Here is a 16,360-nt window from a genome sequence, read left to right on the forward strand (position 1 = left end):
ACCTCGCTGAGATTGCTTCTCCTGGCCTTGGCCAGGATCGCAAAGACATTAATTCAATAGGCAATTAGGAATAAAGACTTCCCTATTCCTAATTGAGTTATTCCTGATTCAAAACAGGTAGGTATAAACCTAAACCATTATCCAGTTACATTCTCTTCCGATCTCTCTACGATATTTAGGAAAGAGAGCCTAAAAGCCAGGACGAACCCTTTTATTACTTATCCCTGTTAGTTTAACTAGCCAATGTTTTGTACCATTGGCGCTCAGTAATTGAGCATGAATAGTATCCCCGACTTTAGAAAAGAAACTTCCCAACTATTTAAAATTGGACTTCCTATAGTAGGCACCCAACTCCTTGGGATGGGGCTCAATGTTACCGACACCATTATGGCAGGCAGGCTTAGCGCGGCAGATCTTGCCGGAGTTGCTGTTGGGAATGCACTTTATCTTCCGGTTGCTCTTTTCTGCATGGCTACTCTGGTTGCTATAAACCCTATTGTATCTCAATTCTTAGGAGCACGCAAATTCAATGAAATTGGGAAGAGCGCACGACAAATGCTTTGGCTGGTTGGCTTCTTAACCATACCGGCAATATTCATTATCCGCGATATGGACATACTTATGCATTGGGTGGGGGTAGATCCGGAAATTATTCCTTTGGCGGATGGGTATCTGAAGGCGGTATCCTGGGGCATGCCCGGACTTCTGATCTTCATGGGACTTAGATATTTCAGCGAAGGATTGGCCATCACCAAACCAGCAATGTATATGGCGCTGGGAATGCTGTTACTTAACATTCCCGCTGATTACATACTTATGTATGGCAAGTTTGGCTTTCCTCAAATGGGAGCTATAGGTACCGGATATGCCACCACTATTGTGCAATTGGTTTTTGGGCTAATCATGATAGCGTTCACTGCTTCCTTTAAACCTTTTCGCCGGTTCAGTATTTATGCAAAAACCAGAGGGCCGGAATGGAAATACATCAAAGATTTACTTCATGTTGGTATTCCAAACGGAATCAGCTCTACAATGGAAGTGCTCCTTTTTGCCAGTGTAAGTGTATTAATGGGTACGCTGAGTGTAACAGCATCTGCTGCCCATCAAATTGCCATAAATATTGCTGCTACCATATTTATGATTCCATTCGGACTTTCGATGGCTATTTCTCAACGAGTAGGGGTCGCCGTTGGGCAGGGCTCATTGGAAAAAGCCCGATTCCGGGGATTCCTTGGAACAGCAGCTTGTACGGGGATTATGATTTTTACCGCAATACTGATCTTCTCTATACCGGAAATGATTGTTGGCATTTACACCGACGCTCCCGAGGTAAAAGCCCTGGCCGTTTCCCTGGTATTTATGGCAGGATTATTTCAAATATCGGATGGCCTCCAGGTAGGTGGCTTTGGAGCATTACGAGGACTTAAGGATACTAAAGTCCCGATGATATTTAATTTTATAAGCTACTGGTTGATAGGCTTCTCCGTTGGGTACTACCTCGGTATTCATGGCGGATATGGACCCAAGGGGCTTTGGATTGGGTTGATCTCAGGTCTAACCGTTGCTGCTATTCTGCATAACACTAGGTTTCATCTGCTTACAAAAAAGTAAGAGCCTCAAAATGAGGCTCTTATAATTCGAACTACTTAAGTAAGTACAATTGTTTTGTGGCTGTAAAATCTCCTGAAGTCAGCCTGTACACATACACCCCGCTGGCAAGGTCGGAAGCATTAAATGTTACGGTATATCTGCCTACTTCCTGGACATCGTTAACCAGCATCCTCACTTTTCTTCCCAGTATGTCAAATACTTCGAGTTTAACCAGACCAGTAGTCGGTATAGCATACTCTATTTGAGTGCTTGGATTAAAGGGGTTAGGATAATTCTGGGATAAGATGAATTCTACAGGCTGTTCGTCTTGAATCGGTTCCAATTCCTCATAATCTTGTACCTGAACTTTACCTCGTGCAAAGTCATCGGAATACGAGGTTTCTACTTCCGCTTTTAACCCTTCAAAATTTGCCTGAACCATCAGCTCAACTCTTACATTTCCTTCTTCTAATGTATTCGTGTTTACACTCCAGGATTTCTTTTGTCTGGTTAGCCCTCTTTTTCCATCAATCGTAAACTCCCTTAGTGTTGCAATAAGCTCATTACTAGCATCATCAACAAGGTTTATCTGAATAGAAACCCTCTTGTCGCTACCCAAAAACTGTAATGCACTTAATGAATCTCCAAAACTAAACTGCTCATCAAAAGTGAACTTGGTATTTTTGGAAATGTGGAAAGGCTCTGTGGTTAGATAGGGCTCAACATCTTCCACACCCTGAAATCCTGGTTGCACCTCATCAAATTCCAACGGTTCATATTCGGGTAAAGGAATAAATGCTATGGGTTGCCCATCTACATATAATTCCCCTATTCCAATACTAAACCCTGCTGTTCCGGCGGTATCAGAGAGCACCAGGCTTCTGCTTTGGGTAGCTGTTAACGGAGCTTGTTTTAGATAACTCCCCAAAGAGTTGGATTGCAACCAGTAATAAGGTTGGCTTTTCGGATAAAAAGAAAAGGCGTAAATATCATTGTCTGAAGAAGCTCCCGTGAGTTGAAGATCCCACCCTTTTGTATTGAGCGTCTTAAAGGTAGATAAGGCAGACTTCTCTACGAATTTATTATAGTCTATATAACCCGATTGATCATAAATCTGGCTCCATCCTACATACGCCTCGCTATTATCTGACAGCTTATTCACACTTACGGAGCGAACATGATGATCGAGATTACTTCGGCTTGTGCATATGCCCCACGGACACGCTGTCAGGGTAGCTACAGTCGCTTTCGTATCATAAGGGCTACCCCAGGAAGAGTTGGTCGTTATTCCGGATATCCATCCTATAATATGTGTCCCTGTTTGAGTACTAATTATAGACGGCTCTTTATTACGAACTACTGATCCGCTAGAAACGCGCATTGGAGCTACTGCTACCGTTACCGATGTTGCTCCGGTTATATATCTAATGCTGGCATATTTGATCTCCGTTCCCCAATAATAGGGAGCACCAGAAATCCCCATATCTTCTTCCCAGGCGATACTTATAAATGTATTATTTGCTGTAGAGCTGGTAATTGATGTAGCCGCGATATTATTAGCACCGGAAGTACTGCTTACAGTACCTGAGGTCATGAGGTTTAAATATACATTTGGATAATCAAATTCATAAATCCTGTACTGTATCCCGGAACTTGTACGATAAAGAAGTACCAGATCGTCGTCATCTGTCCAGATTACATTAGGTTGGGTATCATAGGAAGCTGATTGTCCGGTAGATATGATCTCATATGGAGCGGCATTTACATAGGTTCCTGAGCTAGAATTATAGCGGAAGGTTTGTAGCCGTATGTTCGTGCCGTCTTGCCAGGCAGCGACTGTCATATATTGCCATGGCCAGGTTGTAGTGGTGGGTTTAACGGCAATGGAAGGAGACTTAGTACCATTTCCCATATGCAATTCATTTTGACTCTCGATAAATTCCCAGTTGCCAGAAGGTGCTTTGGCTTCGTACCAGGTATTACCCAAGCTTTCATACATCATATGCTCCCAACCATCTAGAGAACGGACAATCTTGCGTTGGTAAGTTTTGAAAGTTCCAGAATCATTAGACCGTAGATTACCCTTAAATTCTGCTTTTAGATCAATATCTTGATTTATAATTATACTTCGCTGCTTGTTTTCATTTCCATCACTCCACTTCCAAAAAACCCAGTCTGTACCTTGCGTTCCATTTGAAACATTCGCATCAATCGTTTTGCTAACTGTATTGTCATAAAAGTCATAGTCATCAAAACTAAAATAACTACTACCATCATATGTAACTGTTCCATTCGAAAAAGCACCTCCCTCTAATGAGTTATCAAGTTCCACTCTTCGTGCTGGATCAAATTTTGCCTCTAAAACTTCATCCTTTGTACCAACTGAGTATTGAATTCTTCTAGTTGCAATTTCAGTTTGAACGTCATTTTCGTCATTCACCCAATGTCTATACTTATTTTTTCCATTAGCCTCATCTATTAGTTCATATGGAGTTTGTACTTTATTTGTTGTCCCAGTACTCCATTCGAATGTATTAGGAGAATCGTAAGTAGTGATAGTACTACCGCTTATTCCATCAACTTTCTGAATAGATCCTATATTAGTTTTCCCATTTACCTGATTTTGTACAGTTACAAATCTAGGGCCAGCTTTTAAGGTATAACCTATTGTTACTTCATCTGAGGTAGTTGTAAGAGTAGGAGTCGCTGAAGTAAAAAAACTAGTAGCTGCATCTGCTAAAAAGGGAAGGTCAGCACCAGTAGAAATCTCAGGAAGGTTTAGAAGTAATGACGTGAAATTAATTGCACCACTTAACCAGTTACTTGTCTGATCGGTAAAGGATGTAGGCGTCAACACTATTTTGTAACCAGTTCCCTCATTTACTATTGTTACATCTCCATTTACAACTATTACTTGATTACTGAGCCCAGGAAGATCAAAACTGAATGGACCTAATTGAAAATTAGCAATCGCTTCTCCACTGAAGGTAACGGAAAAAGAATTTCCTGAGAATAATTCTAACGTTGCGGAAGTAGGCTTGTAGCCATAGTAATTGACTATTGCTTTGCTACTTGTTGAACCATAAGAAAAGGCTCTAGCTTCAATCATTTTATCCAGTACTATCTGAAGCGATGTCTTAGAGATTTTAATTTGCACATCATTTGCACTGGATGAAATGGTATTGATCAAACCAATTGATACTGTTAACAAACAGATTCTTATTACTCTATTCATTATTGCTCTCCTTTAATATTGTTAATTTGAAACTCCTTGCACGACCACATAAACTTGAGAGTTTACTTCGGTCGGAAAAAAAATTTTCCCATTACTGGTTTTAATCATTTTTCGTTGCTGTCCAAATTGGACATCATCATTTGGGATACCCGGAATATTCATTCTCTGGAAACTTAGTCCATCCCAATGGTAAAAATTAAACCTTGTCCCATAAATCCAAATATCATTTGGATTAAATAAGTCTATTCCTAAGCCCGTACGATTGTTTTGCCTCAGTGGCAATCCCAAGGCTGAAAGATTAGTTGCACTATAACTTAATGATTGACCTTCTGAAGTAATTAAAAAAGATTCATTACTTATCAGATATAGATATAATGAATCTGTAGCTGCACACCTGTAGGAATCGACATCTCCTACTCCACTGTTTAGGGGATCTAATGCATCTCCTAGCTGCAGATAAATGCCCGTTGTGTCTTGATTGTCGTACAACTTGTACCATTCCTTTCCATCATACTTCCAAAGTTGATTATAATTTGGCTCACCTGGGACTGATAAGAATCCTCTTATATATATTTCATTTCTGGAGACACCATCTACATCTGTTAGATTGAATTCAGACGGTGCTTTAGAGTAAAGCCATTCAGAATCATAACCATCTTTGGTATAGATCATACCACTATCTCCAACTGCCAAAAAAAAACCATCTTGATCCGTCCAAACTCCACGAAGCGCTCCTTTTCTTTCGAACTGGGTACCTTTCCATGCTTTGGTTTGATTATTAAACTCAGCTAATCCTACTTTTTCATCACTTTTATCCCAAAAACCAACTGAGACCATGTAGAAGCTATCACCAGTTACATCAACAGAATTATGCTTTATTTCTGAGATAGGAACTTCATCAGGTGACCACCTGATTCCATCCCAATGCAATCCTAAATAACCTATAAATTCTCCTTCCTCATCATATTGGAAAATACTTCCCATTACGTACGCATCATCATCAGAGAAAGCCCAGACCCCCCCTACTTCTGACGGCCACCAACCTACGGTATCAACTTGCCAGGCGAAATTCCTGTTTCCCGGTTGGAAATCACAATTATTAACACTTTCAGTTCCCGTATTACATGAACTCATCATAATTGTGACCAATGAACATGATAGAAAAACCAATTTATAATTATATAGCCTTGATTCTACCATTTACTTATCCGAAAATTTTTTTGGATTGGGGTAAGTAATACCTTAATCCAAATGAATAACTGTAGCCACCAAAATCTCCTATATACACAATGAAATTATCGTTTGTGGTATTATACTGGTTATCAAAAATTAGAGCGAAAGCAGAGCCACGTATTTTCTTTTCAACCCCTATACCTCCAAAAAATCCAAGCCACCCATCCCTATTGTCATAAAAAGGCTCCTCATTTTCTCTTTCAATGAGGTTCTTACTTTTTATTAAAGTAATTCCTCCCTTAAGCTGTAAAGAGAAATATTTTGATAATAGAAAAGATCTTTGGAATCCTATATTACTTCTTCTCATTTGAAAATCCGAAGTACCATTTGCTTCAGTGCTCATTTCTATTACCCTTCCTCCAGTATCAAAAGAAGTGATTTTTTCGAAATTAATGCCATTCGTTTCGAAATACATCAACTGAATATATATATAGGTAACCCTTCCCACAGGAAATCCAACCGAACCTCCATATTGAAACAAAGCTTGACTTCCATAAGCTTGTTTTTGTAGATCTCGAGAAAAAAAATATACACCTGAACTTCCCGTAATAAAGAATTTACCTAGCCCTTTATCTTGTGCATTTAATTTTTCAAAAAAGAATACAGAAACAACAATACAACAGTAAATTAAGATGATAGGCTTTTTCATAAATTCATCACTTACTATGAGATATTATTCTCCCCAAACTTCTGTTATACCCGTAAAATTTGTCCAGGTATCTGTATTTGAAGTTGTAAATGATTGAACAGTCCAAACCGTTTCAATAAACTGTCTCATTATCTTTAGCTTTGAAAGTAACTGACCACTTGCACTACCTCCTGTAAAACTATAAGTAGCAACATATTTGTTCAATGCCTGATCAAATACTGCGGTTACTGATACATTTAATGAGCTTGCCTGCCCTGCAGTAGTAGTATTTTGTATCGATTTTAGATCAAATTTATTATTAGAGAGTACTCTTATATGATATGAAGTAGATCCAGGTCTTCTCCATTGGAAACTGTATTCAGGGGGATTTGCATAAATTTCAGGAGATATTGTCAAAATTATTTCTCCTTCTCCTATTGCAAAAGATATTTCAGGCAATCCATAAAATCCTAAATCGAAAGTATCCGTCCATCTGATAGTGGTTTGTGTAAGTACTTCTCCTTGAAAAATTATCCAGTCAATATCGTCAAGTATATCTTCAAGAACATCCCTTATCCTTTGATCTGGAATAAATGGATTGTTGTCTATAGCTGCTTCAAGGTTGTTATACTCTGTTCTGACATCCTCTATTACACTATCAGGATTAATTACTACAGCAGGGATAAAAAGTTCAGGGGTAATAGATGTAACATCATCATAAATTGTACTACCTCCTGCAGTAGCATTAATATCAAGTGTAAGAATAACTCTAAAAGTATTTTCTGTTAAATCAACAATAGGTCTATTTAAAGTAATATTGTAGCTGAGCCCTTGGTAAGTGCCTGTCCAATTACTTGTAATTGAACTCCATTGATCTGCTATAAACCTATTTATTCCTGTACTAGTTATCGAAAAATCTATAGGAACTGGAGTTGTGTTTGGCTGGGCTTTTGAGGTACCAACAAAGAGCAATAACAGGGTTAGTGTTAGAATACTTTTTTTCATGTTCATGACCTTAATTTTTTAACTATGGATAGTGAAGAACTCTCAATCGATGTAAAAAAGAAAGCATTTTTAGCATAGAAAACAACCTTTTGTTAGCTAAGAATTTAATAAATTTTTTTATATGCGCTTCATCCTGATTTTAGGATCGAACCTTCCCATTAAAACATAGGTTCTAACTTTCATTACAAACCTGTATCCTCATTCATGCCTGTGTTTATTCATGATATTGTTTCTGCAAATCCCGAGATGTCTTTTGAGCAGAACCTGGCCCGTGATATTCTTAAAGAAAAGCTTGGTCAGAACCGCAAAGTTAGGGCCATCCTTCATGCCATTTATGGCTATTCGGGAATAGAAAAAAGGCATACCGTTCTGGATGACGCACTGGATGAATCGCCCAACTCCTTTTTCAACAGGGCATTTAGTGACGAGGTTGAAGGTCCTACTACGGAAGAGAGAAATGAAGTTTATACTGAAGCGTCATCAAAGTTATTTCTTGAAATAGGAAATAAGCTTTTAGAAAGAAATACATCTTTTTCTACTTCCGAAATTACGCATGTCATTACCGTTTCGTGCACAGGCTTCTATGCCCCGGGACCCGACTTTGAAATCGTAAAAGGTCTTGGACTCAAACCCTCTACTCAACGTTTTCATCTTGGCTTTATGGGATGTTATGCAGCTTTTCCCGCCCTTAAAATGGCTGAAGCATTTTGCAAAGCAGATCCAGATGCTACCGTGATGGTAATCTGCACTGAGCTATGTACACTTCACTTTCAAAACAAAACCGATCTTGATAATCTGGTTGCAGCTTCTGTATTTGCAGATGGTTCTGCCGGAGTATTAGTTTCATCCAAAGAACCAGCCGGGAAAGGATACCAGATGGATGGCTTCGCCTCTTCTCTGGCTTATGAAGGCGAAAAGGATATGGCATGGACTATTGGTGATACCGGTTTCGACATGATCCTATCCTCTTATGTTCCTGATATCATCGAATCAAACCTTGGCGGTATTATCACTCCGCTCTTAAATGAGTTCTCCATTACCAAAAAAGATGTGGAAACCTGGGCGATTCATCCCGGAGGAAGAGCCATCATTGATAAAGTGGTTGAAGCAATGCAATTGAAGGAAGAACAGGTTCAATCTTCAAGAAAGGTGCTGGCAAACTATGGGAATATGAGTAGCGCCACAGTCCTTTTTGTCCTAAAGGATATCTTGAGCAGATGCCCGGAAAATGGAAGCCGGGTATTACCCATTGCGTTTGGTCCGGGTCTGACGATTGAATCCGGTTTGTTTAGAGTTGTATCCTGACATGCCTTTTTTTCTTCGTCATCGCCAGCCTGATATTATTGAAGAAATGGATAAGGAAAACTGTGATCAGGCAAAACTCAATAAAACCTATCATCACTTTGCTACGATTAATGAGTTTCTCTCCAATTGGAGAAATATCTATTCAAAGCAATTGAAACCTCTCATGAGTGAACCGAATCAATCATACAGCTTGTTGGATATTGGTTTTGGTGGAGGGGATATTCCTATAGCTATTTCAAAATGGGCAAATCAAGATGGGATCAAACTCGAAATAACTGCTATTGAAACGGATAAACGAGCGCTCGATTTTGTAGCTAAACATTCGGAAGGATCAGAAGTCAGCTTTGTGTATAGTAGTTCCTCGCAGTTGGTAAGTAAGACAATGCAGTATGATTTTGTGATTTCAAACAACCTGCTCCACCACCTAACAGCATCAGAGACAGATCAGCTACTTTCTGATTCTATATCACTTTCTAAAAAACGAGTAATATTTAATGACATCAGACGGAGTGATATTGGTTATGCATTATATAGTGCCTATTCCAGAATATTTTTTAGTGATTCCTTCGTGACTATTGATGGGCTTGCCTCCATAAAACGTAGCTATACAAAGAAAGAATTAGCGGAGGCAGTACCTTCCGGTTGGAAGGTAGAAACTCAATACCCATTCCGTCTGTTATTAATTCATGATAAAGAGTATGAAAACTGAAGATGTTGTAATAGTTGGTGGTGGGCCGGTTGGTCTTTTTATGGGATTATGTTTACACCACCTTGGTATACCATGCACCATATTTGAAAAACGAAGCAAGATTATCTCTGATACCCGATCGCTTGGTATCCACCCCGTTTCGCTCGAGCTTTTTGAAAAAATGGGAATAGCCGAAGATTTCGTTAATTCGGGCATACAGGTTAAACGGGGAATTGCGCACAATGGAGAAAAGGAGTTAGGCTCTATTACGTTCGAAGGCTGTCCGCCTCCCTTTAATTATGTATTAATCAATCCCCAGTTCGAAACCGAGCGAATACTCCGGGAAAAATTTATGGAGAGATGTCCTGACGCCTTGATAAAGGGCGCCGAAGTCATAGCTCTAAACCAGGAATTTGACCATATTTCTATTGATATAGCTATGGGTGGAAAAACGGAAAGTTTAGAAATCGGCTATGTAATTGGATGTGATGGCAAGGATAGTTTTGTACGAGAAGCTTCTGAAATCCCATTTCATGGAAAAAGATATCCGGATACCTACATAATGGGCGATTTTAACGATTCTACCTCATTTGGAAATGATGGTGTCATTTATCTCACTAAACACGGATTAGTAGAATCCTTTCCAATTCCGGATAAGAAAAGAAGATGGGTAGTAAAAACGGATGAATATATCTCTGAACCTACCCCGGAATTCATCTCTCAGATTATAGAGCAAAGAACGGGTAATCAGATTGATCATCAATCCAATTCAATGATGAGCGCTTTTGGGGTTCAGCATTATCTTGCCGAACGTTTTGTTAAAGACCGGGTGATTTTGGTCGGCGATGCTGCTCATATAGTAAGTCCTATTGGAGGGCAAGGTATGAATCTGGGCTGGCTGGATGCCTGGCATTTAGCCAATTTAATGTCCTTTTGCAGAGGAATTTCTAAAGACCTGCCTATTGCTGATTTGTTTGTATATGAAAGCAAGCAGAAACCCATTGCAAAAAAAGTGGCACGCCGGGCAGAATTAAATATGCGAATGGGTAGAAAGAATAAAATTCCCGGCTTTAAGAAAGCAATTGCTACAGTCGTGTCTGGCCCTGCCTTCCAAAATAAAACTGCCCAGCTTTTTACCATGCGCGGTTTGGAGAGCTGGTGGATTTGATGATAACTACTAGCAGACAGCTGTCAGCTAACAGTTATCAAAAAAAATACCCCTCAAAAAAGTAGCTGTACAGAGCAATAATTAGAATACACAGGATATTTAAAATAATCCCGACTCTGGCCATCTCTCCCATTTTTATATGACCACTTGAAAATACAATGGCATTGGGTGGAGTAGAGATCGGAAACATAAACGCACAACTTGCTCCAATGGTAAGCGGAATTGCGAGTTGTAATTCACTTAATCCAAAGCTTTGGGCTATCACAAAGGAAACCGGAATAAATACCGCAACCAAAGCAACATTACTCATTATTTCAGTAAGGAAGACGGCAAAAGCACAAACCACTAAAATGACAAGTAGTGGATTTGGAGCAATGCTTGAACTTATCCACTCTCCCAATAACCCAACAATATTGGTGACTTCCATCCCCTTGGCCAAAGAAATACCTCCTCCAAAGAGTAGTAAAATATCCCAGGGAAGCCTCTTTGTATCTTCCCAAACCAACAAGGGTTCACTTTTATTTCCAGATGGTAAAATGAACAGCATGACGGAAGCAAAAATGGCAATACTCGTATCATTTAACGCCTCCAGACCCGGTACCTTAGTGAGCTGAGAACGAGTAATCCAAAAGAGAGCAGTTACCGCAGTAAGAACCAACACATTACGTTCGCTTTTTGTCATAGACCCAAGAAGTGTTAGTTCCTTTCCTATCAACTCTTTGATCCCTTTCAATTCTTTGATCTTGACCGGATAAACCACCTTGGTATTAATGAGATAAACTACGGTAAATAAAACGATCACCAAAGGAGCAGCAAAAAAGAACCAGCTTGCAAAATCTAAAGAGGGCATTCCAGCTTCATCGACAAGACTGGCTAGTACAAGGTTTGGGGGAGTTCCAATAAGCGTGGTAATTCCTCCTATGTTCGCAGCAAAGGCAATCCCGAGCATAAGAGTAAGAGCGAAATTATGCGCCTCTTTATCGGCGTTAAGCTTATCCTTGAGTAGCGCCACCACCGATAAACCAATCGGGAGCATCATTACTGTAGTGGCCGTATTGCTAATCCACATCGAAAGAAGAGCAGTAGCAAGCATACACCCCAAAATTACCCGGGATGGTTTCTCTCCAGCAGTCTTCATAATGTTCAATGCAATCCTTTTGTGGAGATTCCACTTCTCTATTGCCAATCCAATCACGAAGCCACCAAAGAAAAGATAAATCACCGGATTGGCGTAATTAATGGTAGTATCTCGTAATCCCATTACTCCCGTCAATGGAAAAAGAATAATTGGAAGAAGGGCGGTTATCCCAATGGGAACTACACTAGTGATCCACCAACTTAACATCCAGGCTACTATGCCGAGCATTAATACCTGCTGATTATGAAAACCAGCTAAACTGCTAACAGTAAAAAATAGGACCGGGCCTAGCAGAAGTTTAAAAATCCTATTTGCTTCCATCTTCTTAGAAGCTAGATATAGAACAAGATATTAAAGGTGCTTCCACCTTCGTCATTTCTTCGTTGGCTAAGATTGGCATCTAATTTACCAGCAAGAGTTTTAATAATTACCGAAGCTAATGAGTCTTCTTCGCTTCCATCCAAAATGGAATTGAGACCGTTTCCATCATCGGAAATACTTATAACCACACAATTCTGCTCATCCTTTTTTACACCTAACGCAATTTTGCCATAACTGCTATTTTCAAAAGCATCATTATACATATGTATAAGCACTTCATTAGTAATAAGACCTACAGTAAGTGCCACACTGGCTTTTAATGCAATTTTATCCATATCCAGGAGCAGACTTATTTCCTTCTCTTCACTTTCGAATATTTCGGTAGTCATAGAAGTAAGACGACCTAAATATAGACCAAGATCGATGTATTCAAATTCTTCCTGGTTATAGAGAATATGGTGTGCATTAGCAATTGCCTCAATACGGGTTCCTGTAGCCTTCATTACAAATCGAGCATGATCATTCTCAACGTTAGGTATTTCGAGCTGTACTAATGCATTAATGGCACCAAGGTTACTTTTCAAGCCCTGGTGAACCTCTTTTAATTTCTCTTCCTTCTCTTTGATCTTCTTTTTGAGATCGTCAACCTCTTTTACTTTTTCAATAGAGAGAGCAATATGACCTGCTAAGGTTTCAAATATTGGAATTTGCTCTTCTTTGAAGTCTTTTCCTCCTTCTCTGTTTAACACCTGGATTACTCCAATAGCTTCTTCTCTTGAGTTTAAGAGAGGTAGACAAACAATATTTCTTGTATTAAACTCACTACTTAGATCTTTCCAAAAAATATCTGAATTGCCTAAAGAGTTTGAGATATAGGGCTGCTTATTTTGTAATACCCAGCCAGCAACTCCTTTATCCTTGGGAATGGTCATCCCGGTAATTTTATCTTTAATTGGGCCAGTGGGTATACTTACCTGAAGATCTCCGGTTACTTCGTCGATAAGGATCAATGAACTAGCTTCTGCTTCCATCAATTTGCATGCCGAGTTCATACACTTGAGCAATAAGGCCTTCAACTCCATAGTCCGGTTTATGCCTTCAATAGCATGAAGTAATAATTGCATATGCTTAAAATTTTCCGCCATGAACCAAGCCTACTTTTTTTTGATAAAAAGCTTTGGAAGATGCCTTATCCATATCAGAAATACAAAAAAACCCCAGCCCATAAATAACCAGGGATTAGATATAAGTCTTTTGTTAGTATTTGCTCTTTTTTAAATAATCGAGAAGAACAGTATGGAGAATTCCCCCATTGCGATAATAATCAACCTCAACCGGAGTATCTATTCTACTTCTGGTTGTAAAGTTAATGCTTTCCCCATTCTCTTTTACAGCAGTTACTGCAACTTCACCTCTTGCTTTGATATCGTCAGAAAGATGGATAGTAAATGTCTCTGAGCCATCAAGCCCTAAGGTCTCCGGATTATCTCCTTCTTTAAATTGCAATGGTAATACCCCCATTTGAACCAGGTTTGAACGATGGATTCGTTCATAGGACTCCGCGATCACGGCTTTTACACCGAGTAGATTCGTACCTTTTGCTGCCCAGTCACGAGAAGAACCCGTTCCATATTGATTACCAGCAATAGCAATCAACGGAGTATTCGTTTCTTTGTACTTAAGAGAAGCTTCAAAAATGGTGGTTATTTCACCTGATGGGTGATACTTGGTGAACCCACCCTCAGTACCTGGCGCCAATTGATTCTTGAAACGAACATTGGCAAAGGTTCCACGAGTCATGATCCGATCATTTCCTCTCCTCGAGCCGTAAGAGTTAAAGTCTTCTCTTTTTACTCCGTTTTCTTTTAGGAAAATGCCCGCTGGTGCATCCTCTTTTATATTACCCGCTGGTGAAATATGATCAGTAGTAATAGAATCACCTACTTTCACTAATACTCTTGCACCTTCAATAGAAGAAATCGGCTTGGCTTCTTCACTCATATTCATAAAGAATGGAGGCTCCTGTATATAGGTAGATTTTTCATCCCAGTTGAATAGGTCTCCACCTGCTACCGGTATCTCTTCCCATGCCGGAGATTCAAAAATATCCGAATACAGTTCTTCGAACAGGTCTGGTCTGATTGCATTGTCTAAGTGCTCGGCAATTTCTTCGGTAGTAGGCCAGATATCTTTTAGATATACATCGTTTCCATCTTTATCCTGACCTAGAGGATCGTTATTCAGATCAATATGAACTGTACCAGCTAAAGCGTATGCAACAACCAATGGAGGAGAAGCAAGGAAGTTGGCCTTCACCCATGGATGAATTCGCCCTTCGAAGTTTCTATTTCCGGAAAGCACACCAGCCGCAATCAAATCTCCTTCGCGAATCGCTGTTTCGACAGGTACAGGTAGTGGTCCTGAGTTTCCAATACAAGTCGTACATCCATAGCCAACCAGATTAAAACCTAGTTTGTCCATGTACTCAGTCAGACCCGCTTCATTCAGGTACTCAGTAACAACTCTTGAACCAGGTGCGAGAGAAGTCTTCACATAAGCAGGAACCTTTAGTCCCTTTTCCACTGCCTTTTTAGCAACGATTCCAGCACCTAACATTACACTTGGATTGGAAGTGTTGGTACAGCTTGTAATCGCGGCGATAACTACATCACCATGAGTCATTTCAATCTCCTGACCGTTCTTGTACAGCCCTTTATTTGTCAATCTATCTTCAGAAAGATTGAATCCCATGGTTGGATTGTCACTTACCAGGGCATTTTCAAATGCTGGCTTCATGTTGTGAAGTGCGATTCGATCATGGGGAAGCTTTGGCCCAGCTAAGGAAGTCTCTACCGTGCTGAGGTCAAGTTCCAGGGTAGAAGTAAATTCAGGATCCGGAGTAGCATCTGTTCTGAATAATCCCTGAGCTTTGGTATAGTTTTCTACCAGTTGTACCAATTCTTCCGAACGTCCAGTTCTTCTCATATAGCGAAGCGACTCTTCATCGATCGGGAAGAATCCCATTGTAGCACCATATTCAGGGGCCATATTTGCAATAGTCGCTCGATCCGGAAGACTCATGTTGCTGATTCCATCACCATAGAACTCCACAAATTTACCTACCACTTTATGCTTTCTGAGCATTTGGGTTACGGTAAGAGTAAGGTCGGTAGCAGTAACACCTTCTCTCAGTTTTCCGGTCAGTTTCATTCCTACTACTTCCGGCACCAACATAGAAATAGGTTGTCCGAGCATTGCAGCTTCTGCTTCAATACCGCCAACGCCCCAACCTAAAATCCCTAATCCATTAATCATGGTAGTGTGAGAATCGGTTCCAACTAGAGTATCTGGATAAGCAGTTTTAGCACCATCAGCTTCCTCTCTGGTAAATACTCCGCGCCCAAGATATTCCAGGTTCACCTGGTGAACAATTCCTCGGCCTGGAGGAACAACCCGGAAATTATCAAAAGCTTCTTTTCCCCACTTTAAAAATTCATAGCGCTCTTTGTTACGCTCCATTTCCTTTTCCACATTGAACATAAAGGCATATTCTTGTCCGAAGGCATCAACCTGAACAGAGTGATCAATTACCAGGTCTACAGGAACTTGCGGATTGATGGCATTGGGATTTCCACCCATTCTTTCCATGGCTGAGCGAAGAGCTGCTAAATCTACTACCGCAGGTACCCCGGTAAAATCCTGGAGGACTACCCTCGAGGGTTTAAAAGGAATTTCACCTTCCGGCTTTGCTGCATTATAGGTAGCAAGGGTTTCGATATCTTCATCGGTAATGGCATATCCATCATTTTCTCGCAGTACTGCTTCTAACAAAATCTTGATTGAAAAAGGCAGTGTATCAATGTTCGAATATCCTAAGTTTTTTAATTCCGGTACGCTGTAAAAAACAGCTTCTCCATTCCCTGTATCAAATGTCTTTTTAGTGCTCTTAAATTTATCGCTCATCTCAGTGGTTTAAGGATTTCAAAAAAAGGGTAAGAAGATACGAATCTTTTCTTCCTTTATCTTTTGAAGCAACTATTTTAGTTGCT

Annotated in this window: 11 protein-coding genes; 4 read left to right on the forward strand and 7 right to left on the reverse strand. The window is 40.0% G+C overall.

The genetic code is table 11. The annotated features are described in order from the left end of the window. Positions 1-276 precede the first annotated feature (276 nt). Positions 277-1,611: an MATE family efflux transporter gene (locus ED557_08145; GenBank protein ID RNC83739.1), complete on the forward strand. Its 1,335-nt coding sequence runs from the start codon at positions 277-279 to the stop codon at positions 1,609-1,611. Between the two features lie 31 nt (positions 1,612-1,642). On the opposite strand, the gene ED557_08150 is transcribed toward ED557_08145, so the two are convergent. Genes ED557_08150 through ED557_08165 form a run of 4 tightly spaced genes read right to left on the reverse strand, consistent with a single transcriptional unit; the run spans position 1,643 to position 7,697 of the window. Further along, entirely contained in the window at positions 1,643-4,825 is a 3,183-nt protein-coding gene (locus ED557_08150; GenBank protein ID RNC83740.1) for a T9SS C-terminal target domain-containing protein, read from the reverse strand. Between the two features lie 21 nt (positions 4,826-4,846). Next, a complete protein-coding gene (locus tag ED557_08155; GenBank protein ID RNC83741.1) occupies positions 4,847-6,025 on the reverse strand; it encodes a hypothetical protein in 1,179 nt (392 codons plus the stop codon). Positions 6,026-6,029: 4 nt separating this feature from the next. Next, positions 6,030-6,707: a hypothetical protein gene (locus ED557_08160; GenBank protein RNC83742.1), complete on the reverse strand. Its 678-nt coding sequence runs from the start codon at positions 6,705-6,707 to the stop codon at positions 6,030-6,032. Positions 6,708-6,731: 24 nt separating this feature from the next. Further along, positions 6,732-7,697 (reverse strand): hypothetical protein, encoded by a 966-nt coding sequence (locus ED557_08165; protein ID RNC83743.1) that lies wholly within the window; start codon positions 7,695-7,697, stop codon positions 6,732-6,734. Positions 7,698-7,895: 198 nt separating this feature from the next. Between ED557_08165 and ED557_08170 the strand changes: the two genes are divergently transcribed. From ED557_08170 to ED557_08180, 3 genes are read left to right on the forward strand one after another with little or no spacing between them, the layout of a single operon-like run. After that, complete coding sequence (locus ED557_08170) at positions 7,896-8,996, forward strand: type III polyketide synthase (protein RNC83744.1); 1,101 nt, start codon at positions 7,896-7,898, stop codon at positions 8,994-8,996. Between the two features lies 1 nt (position 8,997). Continuing rightward, on the forward strand, positions 8,998-9,705 hold the full coding sequence (locus ED557_08175; protein RNC83745.1) for a methyltransferase domain-containing protein: 708 nt from the start codon (positions 8,998-9,000) through the stop codon (positions 9,703-9,705). After that, complete coding sequence (locus ED557_08180) at positions 9,683-10,852, forward strand: FAD-dependent monooxygenase (protein ID RNC83746.1); 1,170 nt, start codon at positions 9,683-9,685, stop codon at positions 10,850-10,852. Before ED557_08175 ends, ED557_08180 begins: the two co-directional genes overlap by 23 nt. Positions 10,853-10,889: 37 nt before the next feature. Here the strand turns inward: ED557_08180 and ED557_08185 are convergent, their stop codons facing one another. The 3 genes from ED557_08185 to acnA all read right to left on the reverse strand — a co-directional run bounded on the left by ED557_08185 (position 10,890) and on the right by acnA (position 16,274). Continuing rightward, positions 10,890-12,311 (reverse strand): DASS family sodium-coupled anion symporter, encoded by a 1,422-nt coding sequence (locus ED557_08185; protein RNC83747.1) that lies wholly within the window; start codon positions 12,309-12,311, stop codon positions 10,890-10,892. Between the two features lie 11 nt (positions 12,312-12,322). After that, entirely contained in the window at positions 12,323-13,456 is a 1,134-nt protein-coding gene (locus ED557_08190) for a GAF domain-containing protein (protein RNC83748.1), read from the reverse strand. A gap of 112 nt (positions 13,457-13,568) precedes the next feature. Further along, positions 13,569-16,274, reverse strand: a complete 2,706-nt coding sequence (acnA, locus tag ED557_08195) for an aconitate hydratase AcnA (GenBank protein RNC83749.1) — start codon at positions 16,272-16,274, stop codon at positions 13,569-13,571. Positions 16,275-16,360: the final 86 nt, after the last annotated feature.

Source organism: Balneola sp. (assembly GCA_003712055.1).
In the GTDB taxonomy this organism is placed as follows: Bacteria; Bacteroidota; Rhodothermia; order Balneolales; family Balneolaceae; genus RHLJ01.